This is a genomic window from Leclercia sp. Colony189 (assembly GCF_009740165.1).
Classification (GTDB): Bacteria; Pseudomonadota; Gammaproteobacteria; order Enterobacterales; family Enterobacteriaceae; genus Enterobacter.
In genome coordinates this window covers 1639108-1657766 of the sequence record NZ_CP046557.1, presented here as the reverse complement: position 1 = coordinate 1657766, position 18659 = coordinate 1639108, and the positions used below count along the sequence as shown (strand labels likewise).

14 protein-coding genes are annotated in these 18659 nt (G+C 53.7%); 4 read left to right on the top strand and 10 right to left on the bottom strand.

What is annotated here, in order from left to right:
* Positions 1–63: 63 nt before the first annotated feature.
* The 5 genes from rpsA to GNG29_RS07720 form a co-directional block, all read right to left on the bottom strand.
* A complete protein-coding gene (gene rpsA / locus GNG29_RS07740; protein ID WP_032617357.1) occupies positions 64–1737 on the bottom strand; it encodes a 30S ribosomal protein S1 in 1674 nt (557 codons plus the stop codon).
* Positions 1738–1848: 111 nt separating this feature from the next.
* The gene (gene cmk, locus GNG29_RS07735; RefSeq protein ID WP_103178921.1) at positions 1849–2532 is read right to left on the bottom strand and encodes a (d)CMP kinase; all 684 of its coding nucleotides are present in this window, start codon (positions 2530–2532) and stop codon (positions 1849–1851) included.
* Positions 2533–2715: 183 nt separating this feature from the next.
* On the bottom strand, positions 2716–3999 hold the full coding sequence (aroA, locus tag GNG29_RS07730) for a 3-phosphoshikimate 1-carboxyvinyltransferase (RefSeq protein ID WP_103178920.1): 1284 nt from the start codon (positions 3997–3999) through the stop codon (positions 2716–2718).
* A 69-nt stretch (positions 4000–4068) separates the two neighbouring features.
* Positions 4069–5157 carry a 3-phosphoserine/phosphohydroxythreonine transaminase gene (gene serC / locus GNG29_RS07725; protein WP_156654212.1) on the bottom strand — a complete coding sequence of 363 codons (1089 nt, stop codon included), beginning with the start codon at positions 5155–5157 and terminating at the stop codon, positions 4069–4071.
* A 163-nt stretch (positions 5158–5320) separates the two neighbouring features.
* On the bottom strand, positions 5321–6013 hold the full coding sequence (locus tag GNG29_RS07720) for a DUF421 domain-containing protein (protein WP_156654211.1): 693 nt from the start codon (positions 6011–6013) through the stop codon (positions 5321–5323).
* A gap of 139 nt (positions 6014–6152) precedes the next feature.
* Here GNG29_RS07720 and ycaO point away from each other — a divergent pair, with 139 nt between their 5' ends.
* The 4 genes from ycaO to pflA all read left to right on the top strand — a co-directional run bounded on the left by ycaO (position 6153) and on the right by pflA (position 12452).
* On the top strand, positions 6153–7913 hold the full coding sequence (ycaO, locus tag GNG29_RS07715) for a 30S ribosomal protein S12 methylthiotransferase accessory factor YcaO (protein ID WP_156654210.1): 1761 nt from the start codon (positions 6153–6155) through the stop codon (positions 7911–7913).
* Between the two features lie 404 nt (positions 7914–8317).
* On the top strand, positions 8318–9175 hold the full coding sequence (gene focA, locus GNG29_RS07710; protein WP_139156327.1) for a formate transporter FocA: 858 nt from the start codon (positions 8318–8320) through the stop codon (positions 9173–9175).
* A gap of 51 nt (positions 9176–9226) precedes the next feature.
* Positions 9227–11509, top strand: coding sequence for a formate C-acetyltransferase (gene pflB / locus GNG29_RS07705; RefSeq protein ID WP_103178915.1), 2283 nt, complete (start codon positions 9227–9229; stop codon positions 11507–11509).
* A gap of 202 nt (positions 11510–11711) precedes the next feature.
* Positions 11712–12452, top strand: coding sequence for a pyruvate formate lyase 1-activating protein (pflA, locus tag GNG29_RS07700; RefSeq protein WP_114315454.1), 741 nt, complete (start codon positions 11712–11714; stop codon positions 12450–12452).
* Positions 12453–12486: 34 nt separating this feature from the next.
* On the opposite strand, the gene GNG29_RS07695 is transcribed toward pflA, so the two are convergent.
* The 5 genes from GNG29_RS07695 to dmsA form a co-directional block, all read right to left on the bottom strand.
* Complete coding sequence (locus GNG29_RS07695; protein WP_103178913.1) at positions 12487–13005, bottom strand: anti-virulence regulator CigR family protein; 519 nt, start codon at positions 13003–13005, stop codon at positions 12487–12489.
* 123 nt (positions 13006–13128) lie between these two features.
* On the bottom strand, positions 13129–14277 hold the full coding sequence (locus tag GNG29_RS07690; RefSeq protein ID WP_156654209.1) for an MFS transporter: 1149 nt from the start codon (positions 14275–14277) through the stop codon (positions 13129–13131).
* Between the two features lie 274 nt (positions 14278–14551).
* A complete protein-coding gene (locus GNG29_RS07685; protein WP_156654208.1) occupies positions 14552–15415 on the bottom strand; it encodes a dimethyl sulfoxide reductase anchor subunit family protein in 864 nt (287 codons plus the stop codon).
* 1 nt (position 15416) lies between these two features.
* A complete protein-coding gene (locus GNG29_RS07680; protein ID WP_156654207.1) occupies positions 15417–16034 on the bottom strand; it encodes a DMSO/selenate family reductase complex B subunit in 618 nt (205 codons plus the stop codon).
* 10 nt (positions 16035–16044) lie between these two features.
* Positions 16045–18489 (bottom strand): dimethylsulfoxide reductase subunit A, encoded by a 2445-nt coding sequence (dmsA, locus tag GNG29_RS07675; RefSeq protein ID WP_156654206.1) that lies wholly within the window; start codon positions 18487–18489, stop codon positions 16045–16047.
* Between the last annotated feature and the right edge of the window lie 170 nt (positions 18490–18659).

The following is an 18659-nucleotide window of genomic DNA, read 5'->3' as shown; positions in this document are numbered from 1 at the left end:
GCCGCCCTTTGTTATTGATTACAGGACGAATTCTGCAATCTGTCAAGTCACTCTACGAGTAACTTATTCGCCTTTAGCTGCTTTGAAAGCTTCAGCCATTGCGTTGTTAGAGAAGTTTGCATCTTCCTGTTTGTTAACAGTTGCGATTGCATCTTTCTCATCAGCTTCGTCTTTAGCACGAACAGACAGGCTGATTGCACGGTTCTTACGATCAACGCCGGTGAATTTAGCTTCAACGTCGTCGCCTACGCTCAGAACCAGAGTTGCATCTTCAACGCGGTCACGTGAAGCTTCAGAAGCGCGCAGGTAACCTTCAACGCCGTCAGCCAGCTCTACGGTTGCGCCTTTCGCGTCAACTGCAGTCACTTTACCGTTTACGATTGCGCCTTTCTTGTTCAGTGCAACCCAGTTGTTGAACGGATCTTCTGCGAGCTGTTTAACGCCCAGGGAGATACGCTCACGCTCTGCGTCAACCTGCAGAACAACTGCTGCGATTTCGTCGCCTTTTTTGTATTCACGTACTGCTTCTTCGCCTGCAACGTTCCAGGAGATGTCAGACAGGTGAACCAGGCCGTCGATGCCGCCGTCCAGGCCGATGAAGATACCGAAGTCAGTGATAGACTTGATTTTACCTTCAACACGGTCGCCCTTGTTGTGGGTTTCCGCGAACTGCTGCCATGGGTTGTTTTTGCACTGCTTCAGGCCCAGGGAGATACGACGACGTTCTTCGTCGATATCCAGAACCATAACTTCCACTACATCACCAACGTTAACAACTTTGGATGGGTGGATGTTTTTGTTGGTCCAGTCCATTTCGGAAACGTGAACCAGGCCTTCAACGCCTTCTTCGATTTCAACGAAGCAGCCGTAGTCGGTCAGGTTGGTAACGCGACCAGTCAGTTTAGTACCTTCTGGGTAACGTTTAGCGATAGCTACCCATGGATCTTCGCCCAGCTGTTTCAGGCCGAGGGATACACGAGTACGCTCGCGGTCGAACTTCAGCACTTTAACAGTGATTTCGTCGCCCACGTTCACGATTTCGCTTGGGTGCTTAACGCGTTTCCACGCCATGTCGGTGATGTGCAGCAGGCCATCAACGCCGCCCAGGTCAACGAATGCGCCGTAGTCAGTGAGGTTCTTAACGATACCTTTGACTTCCATGCCTTCCTGCAGGTTTTCCAGCAGCTGATCGCGTTCTGCGCTGTTTTCGGATTCGATAACGGCACGACGGGAAACAACAACGTTGTTACGCTTCTGGTCCAGCTTGATTACTTTGAACTCAAGCTCTTTGCCTTCCAGGTGCAGGGTGTCACGAACTGGACGAACGTCTACCAGTGAACCTGGCAGGAACGCACGAATACCATTCAGCTCAACAGTGAAGCCGCCTTTAACTTTGCCGTTGATAACACCGACCACAGTTTCAGCTTCTTCGTAAGCTTTTTCCAGCGTGATCCAAGCTTCGTGACGTTTAGCTTTCTCACGGGACAGCAGGGTTTCACCGAAGCCGTCTTCTACTGCATCCAGAGCAACGTCAACTTCGTCACCAACCTGGATTTCCAGCTCGCCCTGGGCGTTTTTGAACTGCTCTGCCGGGATGGCAGACTCAGATTTCAGACCGGCGTCAACCAGTACGATATCTTTGTCGATAGCAACAACAACGCCACGAACGATGGAACCCGGACGGGTTTCGATTTCTTTTAAGGATTCTTCAAACAGTTGAGCAAAAGATTCAGTCATGTTTAATCTTCAGGTTAATATTAACGTCCACCTGGCTCCGTGCCGGATGGGGTTGTTTCACATACCCGCCGTCAATCCATTGCAGCGGGGGTACTGCTAAATCGGTCGCGATTACGCGAGAGCCAATTTCTGGCGCGCATATTGTAGCGCTTTTTCAATCACTTGCTCAATAGTTAAACTGGTAGAATCCAGAACTAATGCATCATCTGCGGGAACAAGCGGTGCAACGGCGCGATTACGGTCGCGATCGTCACGCTCTTTTATCTCAGACAAAAGACGTTCAAAGTTAACACTAAAGCCCTTTTCCTGCAACTGCAGCATACGGCGCTGCGCGCGCTCCTCCGAGGAAGCGTCAAGGAAAATTTTCACCGGCGCATCAGGGAAAACCACGGTTCCCATGTCGCGTCCGTCAGCGATCAGGCCCGGGGCGTCGCGGAACGCGCGCTGGCGACGTAAAAGCGCCTCGCGTACGCGTGGGAAAGCCGCGACCTGAGAGGCAGCGTTCGCCACTTCCTGGGTGCGGATCTCAGCGCTGACATCTTCCCCTTCAAGGATCACTTCCAGATTGCCGTTGGTGGAGATGAAACGTACATCCAGATGGGCGGCCAGCGGCACCAGCGCCTCTTCAGAGGCGACATCGACATGATGATGCAAGGCAGCCAGCGCCAGCACACGATAGATTGCGCCCGAATCTAAAAGATGCCATTGCAGTGCTTCCGCCATGGCTTTGCATAGCGTGCCTTTACCTGCGCCACTCGGCCCGTCAATGGTGATTACCGGGGCAATTGCCGTCATCTTTTTCTCCTTAATTTAGGCATACCGATGTGTAAACGCCGCGCATTATACGCGTCAACGTGCACAACTGTTACCTTTGCGTGCAAATTACGAAATGTTTGAAGCTGAGTGTAGAAGAAATGGACGATGATGATGTCAGGAAGCGTAAGGAAACGCCGCATCAGGTGATGCGGCGTCGCGATATCATGCAGAAGTGCTAATACGCGCCAGCTGTTCGAAGTAGTCGGGGAACGTTTTCGCGGTACATTTCGGGTCAAGGATGGTGACCGGCGTATCGGAGAGCGCCACCAGCGAGAAGCACATCGCCATACGGTGATCGTTATAGGTGCCAATTTCCGCCGCCTGTAGCCTGGCCGGAGGCGTTACGCGGATATAGTCCTCGCCCTCTTCCACTTCCGCACCCACTTTACGCAGCTCGGTTGCCATGGCAAACAGGCGATCGGTCTCTTTCACACGCCAGTTGTAGATGTTGCGCAGCGTGGTGGTGCCTTTGGCAAACAGCGCCGCTGTGGCAATGGTCATCGCCGCGTCAGGAATGTGGTTCATGTCCATATCAATGGCGTTCAGCTCCCCGCGGGTGCAGGAGATGTAGTCATCGCCCCAGGTCACCACGGCGCCCATCTTCTCCAGCACATCAGCAAAGCGAATGTCGCCCTGCACGCTGTTGCGACCAATACCGGTCACTTTAACGGTACCGCCTTTAATGGCACCCGCCGCCAGGAAGTAAGAGGCCGACGAGGCATCGCCTTCTACCAGGTAATTGCCCGGTGTCTGGTACTGCTGCCCGCCGCGCACCACGAAACGCTGGTAACTGTGGTTTTCCACCTCAACGCCAAAGGTCTTCATCAGGTGCAGCGTGATATCGATATAGGGTTTGGAAACCAGCTCGCCTTTAATGGTGATAGTGGTGTTTTGTGGCGCCAGCGGTGCGGTCATCAACAACGCGGTCAGGAACTGGCTGGAAACGCTGCCGTCCACCGCCACTTCACCGCCGGTAAAACCACCGCGCAGACGCAGCGGCGGATAGTTTTCCTGCTCCAGATAGTCAATCTGCGCGCCGCCCTGACGCAGCGCATCAACCAGATGACCAATCGGGCGCTCTTTCATGCGCGGCTCGCCCGTCAGCACGATGTCATTACTGCCCAGACACAGGGCTGCCGCCAGCGGGCGCATAGCCGTGCCGGCGTTGCCGAGGAAGAGCTCCAGCGCGTCGGCGGAGTGCAGCGCACCGGCATTGCCCGTCACTTCACAACGGGTACGATCCGCAGACAGGGTATAGTGGACTCCCAACGCTTTCAGCGCATTAAGCATATGGCGAACGTCATCGCTGTCCAGCAGGTTAGTGAGAACAGTGGTGCCGTTTGCCAGCGCAGCCAGCAGCAAGGCGCGGTTCGAGACACTTTTTGAACCAGGCAGATTGATGGTGCCATCTACCCGCGCGATAGGGTGTAACGTCAGGGATTCCATGAAATTTAAGTCTCAATTCAACATAATAAAAACCCCGCAGCGAGGCTACGGGGGTGAACAGGGGCGTGATTAACCGTGGCGACGTTCGAAGTCAGTCATGAAGTCGGTCAACGCCTTAACGCCTTCGAGCGGCATGGCGTTATAGATGGAGGCGCGCATGCCGCCAACCACGCGGTGACCTTTCAGCGCATGCAGACCAGCAGCGAAGGACTCTTCGAGGAACAGCTTATCGAGATTGCTGTCGGCCAGCTGGAACGGCACGTTCATGCGGGAACGGTTCGCTTTGGCGACGTCGTTGCGATAGAAGTCGCTGCCGTCGATGACGCTGTAGAGCAGCTCAGATTTCTGCTGATTGATCTTATCCATCTGCGCCACGCCGCCGTTGTTTTTCAGCCATTTAAAGACCAGGCCAGAGAGATACCAGGCAAAGGTCGGCGGGGTGTTGAACATGGAGTCGTTATCGTTCAGCACGCTGTAATCCAGAATCGACGGGCAGGATTTGTGCGCTTTACCCAGCAGATCTTCGCGCACGATCACCAGGGTCAGGCCGGCCGGGCCGATGTTTTTCTGCGCGCCAGCGTAGATCACGCCGTAGCGGCTGACATCCAGCGGCGAAGAGAGAATGGTGGAGGAGAAGTCCGCCGTGACGACCACATCCTCGCTAAAGTTTGGCTCTTCGTGGATGGCGATGCCGTCGATGGTTTCATTTGGGCAGTAGTGCAGATAGGCCGCATCGCGGGAGAGCTGCCATTCGCTCATCGGTTTTACCGCGCGTAAGCCGTCAACGGTGACTTTGGCATCAATCACGTTCGGAGAGCAGTATTTGTGCGCTTCTTTTACCGCGCTGGCAGCCCAGTAACCGGCATCAACATAGTCGGCGGTGGTTTTGTCGCCCAGCAGGTTCAGCGGAATACCGGCGAACTGACCGCGACCGCCGCCGTGACAGAATAATACTTTGTAATTTGAGGGGATATTCAGCAGGAAACGAAAATCTGCTTCTGCCTCTTCCGCCACCTGAATAAACTCTTTACCACGGTGACTGACTTCCATTACCGACGTGCCAAGACCGTTCCAGTCGCACAGCTCCTGTTGAGCCTGTTTGAGCACATCCGCCGGTAACATTGCCGGACCTGAACTAAAATTAAAGACCTGAGCCATTTCCCCTCACCACGCTATAAAGCCATAAGTAATAACTGTGGATATCGGTTTTATCATTCAGTGACACGCGCCGCAATGTCTAAAACTCATGCCCCGGAAAATGTGCCCGCCATCACACAATACATTCTGCCAGCGGGCTGTCACAAAACCGACAAAATTGCTGTCAGGGGATGCGTTTGGCCCAGCTAACCTTCGTCCATTCCGGATTCGTACAACGTGGACATAATTGATGCGCCCCGGCCTGTAGAGTCTGAACATGACCGCAACGCCGACAGGCATATTCGCCGACTTCCGGTATCGTCATAAAACGTTCCACAAATTCATCCGGCAATATGCACAGCCCGGGCTTGACCTGCTCATCGTCATAAAAGTAAACGCTTATCTGCCCGTTGGTCTCCATAATGGCAAGCTTAACCTGCCCAAGCTGTTCGACGCCGCTCACCCGCAGTTCCATAAAGAACTCAAACTCGGTCATGTTGGCGCGCTTTACTTTTTCCCAGGCCAGCTTGCCCTCTTCGACAATGGCGACCGGTTTGCCCTCAAGCAGGTCTTCCAGCTTTTCACTTTTCGACATCAGCCACATCACCAGCCGGTAGAGCAACGCCAGGGTGATGAAAACAACAAAGACGGGAATCATCGGCACATCGTCATAAAATGCCACGTCCCCCGCCGCCGACCCCAGGGTCAGAATGATTAACACTTCGAAGAGCGACATCTGGCGCACGCCGCGTCGTCCGGTAAGTTTGAGGAACAGGAAAACCAGTACAAAGGTGTAGAGACTTCGCAGCGCGACCTCGCCTAAAAACTCAACGGGTACTTTATCAAAGGCCATTCGTTGAAGATCGAATGCTTTCATTTTTTATATTCCTTTACAGTAGGTTACTGAATATAAGCATAGCCCAGCCTTTTATTTTCGCCGAAACCGCCGGGGAGATAGCGCCTGTCATGCAAAACCCGTATCATTGCGCGCTTTCCGTACGATATAAGTGATCCCCATGACTCAAACGTTTATCCCCGGCAAAGACGCCGCCCTGGAAGATTCCATCGCTCGCTTCCAGCAAAAACTGACCGACCTGGGCTTTAACATCGAAGAGGCCTCCTGGCTCAACCCGGTTCCCCACGTCTGGTCTGTGCATATTCGCGATAAAGAGTGCGCGCTGTGCTTTACCAATGGCAAAGGTGCAACCAAAAAAGCGGCGCTGGCCTCTGCGCTGGGTGAGTATTTTGAACGTCTGTCCACTAACTATTTCTTTGCCGATTTCTGGCTGGGCGAGACCGTGGCGAATGGCCCGTTTGTTCACTATCCAAATGAAAAATGGTTCCCACTGACCGAAGATGACGAACTGCCGGAAGGGATCCTCGACGATCGCCTGCGTGCGTTTTACGATCTGGAGAATCAACTGACCGCCAGCATGCTGGTTGATTTGCAGTCAGGTAATGAAGATCGCGGTATCTGCGCCCTGCCGTTTACCCGCCAGTCTGACGAGCAAACCGTCTATATTCCGATGAACATCGTCGGCAACCTGTATGTCTCCAACGGCATGTCAGCCGGTAACACCCGCAACGAAGCGCGTGTTCAGGGTCTGTCCGAAGTCTTTGAGCGCCATATTAAAAACCGCATTATCGCGGAATCTATCAGCCTGCCGGAGATCCCGGCTGATGTACTGGCCCGCTACCCGGGCGTGGTGGAGTCCATTGCCAAACTGGAAGCAGAAGGTTTCCCAATCTTCGCCTATGACGGCTCGCTGGGCGGGAAGTATCCGGTTATCTGCGTGGTGCTGTTCAACCCGGCGAACGGCACCTGCTTCGCCTCCTTCGGGGCGCACCCGGACTTTGGCGTAGCGCTGGAGCGTACCGTCACGGAACTGCTGCAGGGCCGTAGCCTGAAAGATCTCGATGTCTTCACTCCGCCGACGTTTGATGACGAAGAAGTGGCGGAACATGCCAACCTGGAAACGCACTTCATCGACTCCAGCGGCTCTATCTCCTGGGATCTGTTTAAGCAGGACGCGGATTATCCGTTTGTTGACTGGAGCTTCTCCGGCACCACAGAAGAAGAGTTCGCCACGCTGATGGCTATCTTCACTGCCGAAGGGCAGGAAGTGTACATCGCCGATTATGAACATCTGGGCGTCTACGCCTGCCGTATTCTGGTGCCGGGCATGTCCGACATCTATCCGGTAGAAGATCTGTGGCTGGCCAATAACAGCATGGGCAGCCATCTGCGCGAAACCCTGCTGGCGCTGCCGGAGAGCACATGGGAGAAAGAGGACTACCTGAACCTTATTACCCAGCTGGACGACGAAGGTCATGACGACTTCACTCGCGTACGCGAGCTGCTGGGGCTGGCAACGGGTAAAGATAATGGCTGGTACACCCTGCGTATTGGCGAGCTGAAGGCGATGCTGGCGCTGGCAGGCGGCGATCTGGAACAGGCGCTGATCTGGACCGAATGGACCATCGAGTTCAACGCCTCGGTATTCAGCGCGGAGCGTGCAAACTACTACCGTTGCCTGCAGACCCTGCTGTTGCTGGCGCAGGAAGAAGAGCGTCAGCCGCTGCAGTACCTCAATGCCTTTACCCGTATGTACGGCGCCGAAGCGGTAGAGAATGCCAGCGCGGCCCTGAGCGGCGAAGCGCCGTTCTATGGCTTGCAGGCGGTGGACAGCGATCTGAAAGCCTTCCCTGCGCACCAGTCCTTGCTGAAGGCCTATGAGAAATTGCAGAAAGCAAAAAGCGCGTACTGGGCTAAATAACGTTACATACCATTACAAACAGTAGGCGAATACAATCACCTACGTTATATTACGGGGCAATTTTATTGCCCCGTTTTATTTTTACGGTAATAAATCTTTGGTTGTAATAATTAAGTTAAATATTGGTAGCTATAATAATAGCGGCCTGACAGTTATTGTTACTTTTTATATGAAATACTCCATTTTAATTAACTGTCGGAGTAAGCGTCAGGAGAAAAAAATCAACTCATTTTGTAACTTTTAAAATTTATTTTTATCAGGATAATCAAAAACTTACTCCGCATTTGCTGTAAAACCACGCACTTTGCGGGCCTATAAGCCAGGCGAGACATGATCTACATCAATTTCTCTTCTATAATGCTTTGTTAGTATCTCGTCGCCGACTTAATAAAGAGAGAGTTAGTGTGAAAGCTGACAACCCTTTTGATCTTTTACTCCCAGCTGCAATGGCAAAAGTTGCCGAAGAAGCGGGTGTCTATAAAGCAACGAAACAACCGATGACGACGTTCTTCCTGGCGATTACCGCCGGCGTGTTCATCTCCATCGCCTTCGTTTTCTATATCACTGCGACCACCGGTACCGCCGCGATGCCTTACGGTATTGCCAAGCTGATTGGTGGCATCTGTTTCTCGCTGGGCCTGATTCTCTGCGTCATTTGCGGCGCCGATCTCTTTACCTCGACGGTGCTTATCGTCGTGGCGAAAGCCAGCGGCAGAATCACCTGGGGTCAACTGGCCAAAAACTGGATCAACGTTTATATCGGTAACCTGATTGGTGCCCTACTCTTTGTTCTGTTGATGTGGTTGTCCGGGGAGTATATGACAGCCAACGGCGGCTGGGGCCTGAATGTCCTGCAAACCGCCGACCATAAAATGCACCATACATTTATTGAAGCCGTTGCCCTTGGCATCCTGGCGAACCTGATGGTCTGCCTGGCGGTCTGGATGAGTTACTCCGGTCGCAGCCTGATGGATAAAGCGATGATCATGGTTCTGCCTGTCGCCATGTTCGTTGCCAGCGGCTTTGAACACAGCATTGCAAACATGTTTATGATCCCTTTCGGTATCGTAATCCGTGACTTTGCCAGCCCGGAGTTCTGGACCGCAGTTGGTTCAAGCCCGGAGAATTTCTCTCACCTGACCGTTATGAACTTCATTACTGATAACCTGATCCCGGTCACAATCGGGAACATTATCGGCGGTGGTCTGCTGGTTGGGTTGACATACTGGGTCATTTACCTGCGTGGCGATAACCATCATTAACGGTTGTCTCAGGCAGTAAATAAAAAATCCACTTAAGAAGGTAGGTGTTACATGTCCGAACTTAATGAAAAGTTAGCCACAGCATGGGAAGGTTTTGCCAAAGGTGATTGGCAGAATGAAGTCAACGTTCGTGACTTCATCCAGAAAAACTATACCCCATATGAAGGTGACGAATCCTTCCTGGCCGGTGCCACCGACGCAACCACTGCCCTGTGGGATAGCGTTATGGAAGGCGTTAAGCAGGAAAACCGCACTCACGCGCCTGTTGATTTCGACACCTCCATCGCGTCCACCATCACTTCTCACGACGCGGGTTATATCAACAAGTCCCTCGAGAAGATTGTTGGTCTGCAAACTGAAGCGCCACTGAAACGTGCGATTATCCCGTTCGGTGGTATTAAAATGGTTGAAGGTTCCTGCAAAGCGTACAATCGCGAGCTGGACCCAATGCTGAAAAAAATCTTCACCGAATACCGCAAAACCCACAACCAGGGCGTGTTTGACGTTTATACCAAAGACATCCTGAACTGCCGTAAATCTGGCGTCCTGACCGGCCTGCCAGATGCCTATGGCCGTGGCCGTATCATCGGTGACTACCGTCGCGTTGCGCTGTACGGTATCGACTTCCTGATGAAAGACAAATACGCCCAGTTCCAGTCTCTGCAGTCCGACCTGGAAAATGGCGTAAACCTGGAAGCCACTATCCGTCTGCGTGAAGAGATTGCTGAACAGCACCGCGCGCTGGGTCAGATCAAAGAGATGGCAGCGAAATACGGTTGCGATATCTCCGGCCCTGCAACCAACGCTCAGGAAGCGATCCAGTGGACCTACTTCGGTTACCTGGCTGCGGTTAAGTCTCAGAACGGTGCAGCAATGTCCTTCGGTCGTGTATCCACCTTCCTGGATGCATACATCGAACGTGACCTGAAAGCAGGCAAAATCAACGAACAAGACGCTCAGGAAATGATTGACCACCTGGTCATGAAACTGCGTATGGTTCGCTTCCTGCGTACCCCAGAATATGATGAGCTGTTCTCTGGTGACCCAATCTGGGCAACGGAATCCATCGGTGGTATGGGCGTAGATGGCCGTACTCTGGTAACCAAAAACAGCTTCCGCTTCCTGAACACCCTGTACACCATGGGGCCGTCTCCGGAGCCGAACATCACCGTTCTGTGGTCTGAAAAACTGCCGCTGAATTTCAAGAAATTCGCCGCTAAAGTCTCCATCGACACCTCTTCTCTGCAGTATGAGAACGATGATCTGATGCGTCCTGACTTCAACAACGATGACTACGCTATCGCTTGCTGCGTAAGCCCAATGGTTGTTGGTAAACAAATGCAGTTCTTCGGTGCGCGTGCAAACCTGGCGAAAACCATGCTGTACGCAATCAACGGCGGCGTTGATGAAAAACTGAAAATGCAGGTTGGTCCTAAGTCTGAGCCGATCAAAGGCGACGTGCTGAACTATGACGAAGTCATGGATCGCATGGATCACTTCATGGACTGGCTGGCTAAACAGTATGTCACCGCGCTGAACGTCATTCACTACATGCACGACAAGTACAGCTACGAAGCCTCTCTGATGGCGCTGCATGACCGTGACGTCGTGCGCACCATGGCATGTGGTATCGCAGGCCTGTCCGTTGCGGCTGACTCCCTGTCTGCTATCAAATATGCGAAAGTTAAACCAATTCGTGACGAAGACGGTCTGGCTATCGACTTCGAAATCGAAGGCGAATATCCGCAGTTTGGTAACAACGACGCTCGCGTTGATGACATGGCGGTTGACCTGGTAGAACGTTTCATGAAGAAAATTCAGAAACTCACTACTTACCGTAACGCTATCCCGACTCAGTCTGTTCTGACCATCACCTCTAACGTTGTGTATGGTAAGAAAACCGGTAACACCCCAGACGGTCGTCGTGCTGGCGCGCCATTCGGACCAGGTGCTAACCCAATGCACGGCCGTGACCAGAAAGGTGCTGTTGCCTCTCTGACCTCCGTTGCAAAACTGCCGTTTGCTTACGCTAAAGATGGTATCTCTTACACCTTCTCTATCGTTCCAAATGCGCTGGGTAAAGATGACGAAGTGCGTAAAACCAACCTCGCGGGTCTGATGGACGGTTACTTCCATCATGAAGCGTCCATCGAAGGTGGTCAGCACCTGAACGTGAACGTTATGAACCGTGAAATGCTGCTCGATGCGATGGAACATCCGGAAAAATATCCGCAGCTGACCATCCGTGTATCTGGCTACGCAGTACGTTTTAACTCGCTGACTAAAGAGCAGCAGAAAGACGTTATTACCCGTACTTTCACTCAGTCCATGTAAGTGGATTTGACTGAAATCGCGCAGTAATAGGCGTACAATAAAGGCTCCACGCAAGTGGGGCCTTTTTAACACCCCCCGCTCCGCAGTCTCTTTTGCCCGCTATCTATAATAAATGGATAACAGCCAAAACAGACTCGACACAGCCAACGAGTTGTGCACATACACAGGCCCCGGAAGGGCCGAACCTGGAGATATCACCGCAATGTCAACTATTGGTCGCATCCACTCCTTTGAGTCCTGTGGTACCGTCGATGGCCCGGGCATCCGTTTTATTACCTTCTTCCAGGGCTGCCTGATGCGCTGCATGTATTGCCATAACCGCGATACATGGGATACCCACGGCGGCAAAGAGGTCACCGTTGAAGAATTAATGAAAGAAGTGGTGACCTATCGCCACTTTATGAACGCCTCTGGCGGCGGCGTAACCGCATCTGGCGGGGAAGCGATCCTGCAGGCCGAGTTTGTGCGCGACTGGTTCCGCGCCTGCCGTAAAGAGGGTATTCATACCTGTCTGGATACCAATGGCTTTGTCCGTCGCTACGATCCGGTGATCGACGAACTGCTGGAAGTGACCGATCTGGTGATGCTCGATCTCAAGCAGATGAACGATGAAATTCACCAGAACCTGGTGGGGGTCTCGAACCATCGCACTCTGGAGTTCGCAAAATACATCTCCGCCAAAGGCATTAAAACCTGGATCCGTTATGTCGTCGTTCCAGGCTGGTCAGATGATGATGACTCTGCCCACCGTCTGGGTGAGTTCACGCGTGATATGGGCAATGTCGAGAAAATTGAATTGCTGCCGTATCACGAGCTGGGCAAGCATAAATGGGTGGCGATGGGCGAAGAATACAAACTTGATGGCGTGAAGCCGCCGAAGAAAGAGACCATGGAACGCGTAAAAGGCATTCTGGAGCAGTACGGTCACAAGGTCATGTATTAGCAAAACGCCCGGTTTTTACCGGGCGTTCTATTTATTAGTCAAAGACACCATTAATAATGGTCGTCACAATTGCCGTACTCAGCGCAATTAACACCAGATCCTTGCCGACTACCCGCCATTCATAACCAGGGTAAGAAGGCAATTGACCTAACATTGAAGCCGGTACACTCTTTTTCGCAATTCCCGGCGGCAGAGGTTTACCGCGGGCGAGGTTTTTCGCAATCCCCGGCGGCAGTGAGTCATAACCTGTTAAGCCATAGTTCAGTGCCAGATGACGGGCATGATCGTAACTGACACGTGCATCCACATCCTCTCTTACGCTTTTATTGGATTTGCCGGAAGTGTGGTTACCGTTATTTTGTTTATTACCATGATTATCGGAATTCCCCTTCCCGGAATTTCCGTTACCATGATTACCGCTATTACCTTGCCCGCCGCCATTGCCGTGGCCATTTCCATTCCCATTGCCTGGATTAGCCATAACAGGTGCAGTTGCAAATGATAAAGACAACACTACTGCCAGCGCGGTAGTGGTAAAACGACGAGTAGACATAATCGCTGCCTTTTAGTGGAAGAACGCCTCTGAATTATCGCCTGGCATGATAAACAAACAATGCGTAAAACTCTTAGATGTGACAAAGACAAAAAAGCCTGTCATCGACAGGCTTTTATTTGTTCAGGCATGCGCCACTGGCGTCGGGTGTTCGCCCGCCTTGCGCAGCAACATTAAGAGATAAATAAACGACACGCTGGCGATCATTATAAACAGCAGATTGTCAGAATAGTTCTGCATCAGCATGGCAGTAAAGGTCGGGCCCAGCAAACTGCCGATGGTGTAACTCAGCAGCAGCGCCTGGTTCATCGCCACCAGCTGATGATGCTCCACTTTTTCACAGGCCCAGGCCATCGCCACCGGATAGAGGGTAAAGCCAGCCGCGCCCAGAATAAACAGTGCAGGCGCCATGGCGGCATTACTGAGCATGGCAAAGCACCCCATGATCACCACGAAGACCTGTACGCGCAGCACCAGCAGACGCCCGAAGCGGTCGGCAAGACGCCCCACCGGCCATTGCCCGACAATCCCGGCGCTGACCATCACCGCCATCCAGAAACCGATCCCGGAATCACTGACCCCCTGATGGTTGAGATAGAGCGGCATCAGACCATACAGCGAACCCAGCACAATCCCGGAGATGATGCAGCCATTAACGCCCAGACGCGCCTGGCGCAGTCTCAGCATCGACCAGACGTGGGTCGCTTCCTGATGCTCGCTGCTCTGGTTCACAATGCGCGTAAAGAGCAGCGGCAGAATCGCGGCCAGCACCATGCCCGTCACCCACGGCAGGACGCTCATCAGGTCGGTCGGAAGCTTGCTGACCATCAACTGGCCCAGCACGGTCCCGACATAATAGACCATCATATAGGCCGCCAGCAGGCGACCGCGGTTGCGGGAGGTACCGCTGCACATCAGGGCGCTTTCCACGACCACCCAGATCATGGCGCAGCCTACGCCGGCAATAAAGCGCCAGACCATCCAGCTCCAGAAGCCCACCATCAGCCCCAGCCCGGCACAGCCGGCAGCAAAAATAAGCGACGCCAGATAGTAGCTGCGGTTAAAGCCAAAGCGTTTGATCAGGCTTCCCGTCATTAATGTTCCCAGCAGGTTGCCGGTAAAAAAGGACGAGCTGACCATGCCAACCTGCCAGGTCGGTAGATTTTCATGGGCGAGCCACAGCGGGACGAGCGTGTTTAACACCGCGATCGCGAGGGTCAGCAAAAGCAGGCCACAGAGCAACAGGAGCACTGGCCGGGTATAGGTCGACATGGATTAAAAACCGTGAGGAAGTTCAGATTTCGTGCGCATCATGCCACTGGCAAAAACAAAGTCAATCCACCCTCTTGAGCCGCAAGCACGATAAGGTCCCTGTCGATTGAAAAAACTCATCCTGCTAATGGAATGGTGGCTATCAATAATAGTTATGTGTTTGTTTTTATTTATGTACCGACAAACTTAAAGCCAAACGACAGAAGAAAAATTTCATGATCGAAAATAAAAAAACCGGGCACTATGTCCCGGCTTTATATAACAAAAATCAGCGTTAACTGGCGACAGCCATCCCAACAGTCATATGCAGACCGTAAAAGACGCCGCGCCCCAGTAATTCGCCCGCCAGCACCAGCACAAATGCCAGCGACAATATCGGTAACGCAGGTTGATAGCCTTTAAGCTGCGGTACAATCCAGCAGGCCAGCGCGACCGCTAACAGCACCACGCGCCAGGCCATCAGCGAGCCGTAATCCGGCACGAGGGCTGACGCCTGCTGAATGGAGCTGCTGATGGTTGCGAGTTCCGCCCCCTGCATCAGGGCAACGATGGCGCTCACCACCAGCGCCAGCAGGGAGACGACGGGCAGCAAACGCATGGCCCAGCCATCCACACCCGCCACGCGCAGCAGCAGGAAACCCAGCAGAGGCCCGCCGATAAACATCGTCAGGAAGAAGCTCATTGGGGTCCAGACGCTGTACCAGGTCGGCACGGTGTCGATCGTGTTATAGACCCGAACCATCATCCAGACGAACACCACGCCCAGCACCATAGTAACAATCAGCCACAGGCTGCGCAGCCCGGCAGGCAGCTTCTTCATCGCGGCCAGCAGCCAGCCCAGACCACCAACAGCAAAGAAGATCGCCCCGCTGGCAATCTCATTGCTGAGGGATGAGGCCCCCACACGGTTGAGGGAGTTGAACGCGCGCATCGGCGAGCCCAGGTGCAGCGTGGAGGCGATAAAGCCTATGCCCATCAGCACCCACAGGCCAAACATGCTCAGCACCAGACGCTGCTGTTGTTCAGCCTTCAGATCACCTTTTAACAGCGCCAGCGCGAGCACAATAAAACCGCCCGCCACGCACTGTCCGAAGACGGTAAAAATCATTAACGGCCATTCATGCCATCCGCTTCCCATCTCACACCTCCTTTGGATTGGCCAGATAGCCGGTGGTATCACCCGTTGGTCGGCTGTTGGCATTGGGTTTAATGACGATACTCGGCTTCGTAAAGTGCGCAGACGGCAGCGGCGCGACCGCAGCCAGCTTGCCGTACTTCTGGCGCAGCTCGGCAATCGGACCGAAATCCAGCGCCCGTAGCGGGCAGGACTCCACGCAAATCGGCTTTTTGCCTTCCGCAACGCGGTCATGGCAGCCGTCGCACTTGGTCATATGGCCTTTGGCGGCGTTGTACTGCGGTGCGCCGTATGGGCAGGCCATATGGCAGTAACGACAGCCGATGCAGACATCTTCATTCACCACGACAAAGCCGTCGTCGCGCTTGTGCATCGCGCCGCTCGGGCACACCTTGGTACAGGCGGGATCTTCGCAGTGGTTGCAGGCAATAGAGAGATAGTAGGCAAAGACGTTCTGATGCCAGACGCCGTTGTCCTCCTGCCAGTCACCGCCCGCGTACTCGTAGATGCGGCGGAAGCTGACATCCGGCGTCAGATCCTTATAGTCTTTACAGGCCAGCTCGCAGGTTTTACACCCGGTGCAGCGGCTGGAATCAATAAAAAATCCATACTGAGTGGTCATCGGCTACTCCTTACGCCTTTTCAACCTGAACAAGGTTACTGTGAGACGGATTGCCTTTCGCCAGCGGCGACGGGCGTTGCGTGGTGAGCACGTTAATGCAGCCAGCCTGATCGACGCGGTTGGCGTCCGGGTTGTACCAGGCGCCTTCACCTAGCGCGACGACGCCCGGCAGAATACGCGGCGTCACTTTGGCTTCAATGTGCACTTCGCCACGACTGTTAAAGATCCGTACCCGGTCGCCGTTGGCGATCCCGCGGGCCTTAGCATCCAGCGGATTGATCCACATCTCCTGACGGCAGGCCGCCTTAAGGACATCAACGTTACCGTAGGTAGAGTGCGTACGCGCCTTGTAGTGGAAGCCGGTCAACTGCAGCGGGAAGGATTTGACCTGCGGATCGTCGTAGTTTTCGAAGCCCGGGCTGTAAACCGGGAGTGGATCGATCACATCGTCTTTCTCAAGCTCCCACGTCGCGGCAATCTGCGCCAGTTCAGCGGAATAGATCTCAATTTTGCCTGACGGGGTGGTCAGCGGATTGGCAACAGGATCGGCACGGAAGGCTTTATACGCCACGTGGTGCCCTTCCGGGTCACGCTTTTTGAACATGCCTTGCTGGCGGAATTCATCAAATGACGGCAACTCCGGGATGGCCTCACGGGACTGCTCGTACAGGTGGCGCATCCACCCTTCCTGGGTGCGTCCCTCGGTGAACTGTTGCTCAACGCCCATACGTTTCGCCAGCTCTGTGGTCATCTCATAGATGGTTTTGCAGCCGAAGCGCGGTTTGATCGCCTGGTCCGCAAAAATCACATACGACATATTGCCGCAGGAGGCATCAAGGGCGAAATCCATCTGTTCAGAGGCGGTGCAGTCTGGCAGCAAAATGTCGGCATACTTCGCCGAGGAAGTCATATGGCAGTCCACCACCACAATCAGCTCGCATTTTTTATCATCCTGCAGGATCTCATGGGTACGGTTGATCTGCGAATGCTGGTTGATCAGGCAGTTCCCGGCGTAGTTCCAGACCATTTTAATTGGCACGTCGAGTTTATCTTTGCCGCGTACCCCATCACGGGTGGCGGTCATTTCCGGGCCGCGCTCGATGGCATCGGTCCACATAAACATTGAGATGCTGGTCTTAACCGGGTTTTCCAGGGTCGGCATGCGTACAAAGGGCAGTGAATATGAGCCTTCACGCGCGCCGCTGTTGCCACCGTTAATCCCCACATTGCCGGTCAAAATCGCCAGCATGGCGATAGCGCGGGAGACCAGTTCGCCATTCGCATGACGCTGCGGCCCCCAGCCCTGAGAGATAAAGGCAGGCTTCGCCCCGGCAATTTCACGTGCCAGTTTAATGATGCGCGCCTCGGGAATGCCGGTGATGGCCGCGGCCCAGGCCGGGGTTTTGGCGATGCCGTCATTGCCCTGGCCGAGAATATAGGCTTTATAGTGGCCGTTCGCCGGTGCCCCTTCCGGCAGCGTTTTTTCGTCGTAGCCGACGCAATATTTGTCGAGGAAAGGCTGGTCGACGAGGTTTTCAGTGATCATCACCCACGCCAGGGCAGAGATCAGCGCTGCATCGGTGCCAGGACGGATGGGGATCCACTCATCTTCGCGCCCTGCCCCGGTGTCGGTATAGCGCGGGTCAATGACGATCATCCGGGCTTGCGATTTTTCCCGCGCCTGTTCGACGTAGTACGTTACCCCGCCGCCGCTCATGCGCGTTTCGCCAGGGTTATTGCCGAACAGGACCACCAGCTTGCTGTTTTCGATATCCGACGGGCTGTTGCCATCTGCCCACCCGCCATAGGTGTAGTTCAGGCCAGCGGCAATTTGTGCGGTTGAGTAGTCACCGTAATGGTTAAGGTATCCCCCGCAGCAGTTCATCAGACGGGCGATCAGGGTTTTTCCCGGCGGCCAGGAGCGGGTCATGGTGCCGCCGAGGGTGCCGGTGCCGTAGTTCAGATAGATAGATTCGTTACCGTAATCTTTAATCAGACGCTGCATCGTACCGGCGATGGTGTCAAAGGCCTCTTCCCAGCTGATGGGTTCGAACTTGCCTTCGCCGCGTTTACCCACGCGCTTCATCGGCTGCTTCAGGCGATCCGGGTTATAGACACGACGGCGCATTGAGCGGCCGCGCAGGCAGGCGCGAACCTGATGTAATCCTTCGTAGTTATCGTCCCCGGTATTGTCGGTCTCAACATATTTAATTTCACCGTCAACGACATGCATGCGCAGTGGACAGCGGCTGCCGCAGTTTACCGTGCAGGCGCTCCAGACCACTTTCTCATCAGGTTTAACGGTCTCAGTGGCTTGTGCAGCCGATGCCAGACGTGAAAAAGGCAATGTGAATGCGCTACTGGCAACAGCCAGGCCGCCAATCGCCGTGGTTTTCATCAATCCACGTCGACTCACCTCAGCAGCCAGCAGAGCTTCAGGCGTTTTCATTTTCATAGACTCTCACTTTGATTGCTCACAAAGTTCAAAGGTGCGGTAACAACCGCTATATAGTTTTTTATATAAAGATACCGTGCGTTAGCAGACGTTTACGCTAACCAACTGTTTGGAAAGTATTACTACTTTAGAGGGAGGGGATATTGCCTGACATCAAAACCGGGGCATAA

Excerpts from the sequence above, each read along its gene's own strand:
- pflA (WP_114315454.1), top strand. The coding sequence starts at position 11,712 with ATGTCAACTATTGGTCGCATCCACTCCTTTGAGTCCTGTGGTACCGTC.
- ycaO (WP_156654210.1), top strand. The coding sequence starts at position 6,153 with ATGACTCAAACGTTTATCCCCGGCAAAGACGCCGCCCTGGAAGATTCC.
- pflB (WP_103178915.1), top strand. The coding sequence starts at position 9,227 with ATGTCCGAACTTAATGAAAAGTTAGCCACAGCATGGGAAGGTTTTGCC.
- serC (WP_156654212.1), bottom strand. The coding sequence starts at position 5,157 with ATGGCTCAGGTCTTTAATTTTAGTTCAGGTCCGGCAATGTTACCGGCG.
- GNG29_RS07695 (WP_103178913.1), bottom strand. The coding sequence starts at position 13,005 with ATGTCTACTCGTCGTTTTACCACTACCGCGCTGGCAGTAGTGTTGTCT.
- cmk (WP_103178921.1), bottom strand. The coding sequence starts at position 2,532 with ATGACGGCAATTGCCCCGGTAATCACCATTGACGGGCCGAGTGGCGCA.
- GNG29_RS07720 (WP_156654211.1), bottom strand. The coding sequence starts at position 6,013 with ATGAAAGCATTCGATCTTCAACGAATGGCCTTTGATAAAGTACCCGTT.
- GNG29_RS07680 (WP_156654207.1), bottom strand. The coding sequence starts at position 16,034 with ATGACCACTCAGTATGGATTTTTTATTGATTCCAGCCGCTGCACCGGG.
- dmsA (WP_156654206.1), bottom strand. The coding sequence starts at position 18,489 with ATGAAAATGAAAACGCCTGAAGCTCTGCTGGCTGCTGAGGTGAGTCGA.
- GNG29_RS07685 (WP_156654208.1), bottom strand. The coding sequence starts at position 15,415 with ATGGGAAGCGGATGGCATGAATGGCCGTTAATGATTTTTACCGTCTTC.
- rpsA (WP_032617357.1), bottom strand. The coding sequence starts at position 1,737 with ATGACTGAATCTTTTGCTCAACTGTTTGAAGAATCCTTAAAAGAAATC.
- aroA (WP_103178920.1), bottom strand. The coding sequence starts at position 3,999 with ATGGAATCCCTGACGTTACACCCTATCGCGCGGGTAGATGGCACCATC.
- GNG29_RS07690 (WP_156654209.1), bottom strand. The coding sequence starts at position 14,277 with ATGTCGACCTATACCCGGCCAGTGCTCCTGTTGCTCTGTGGCCTGCTT.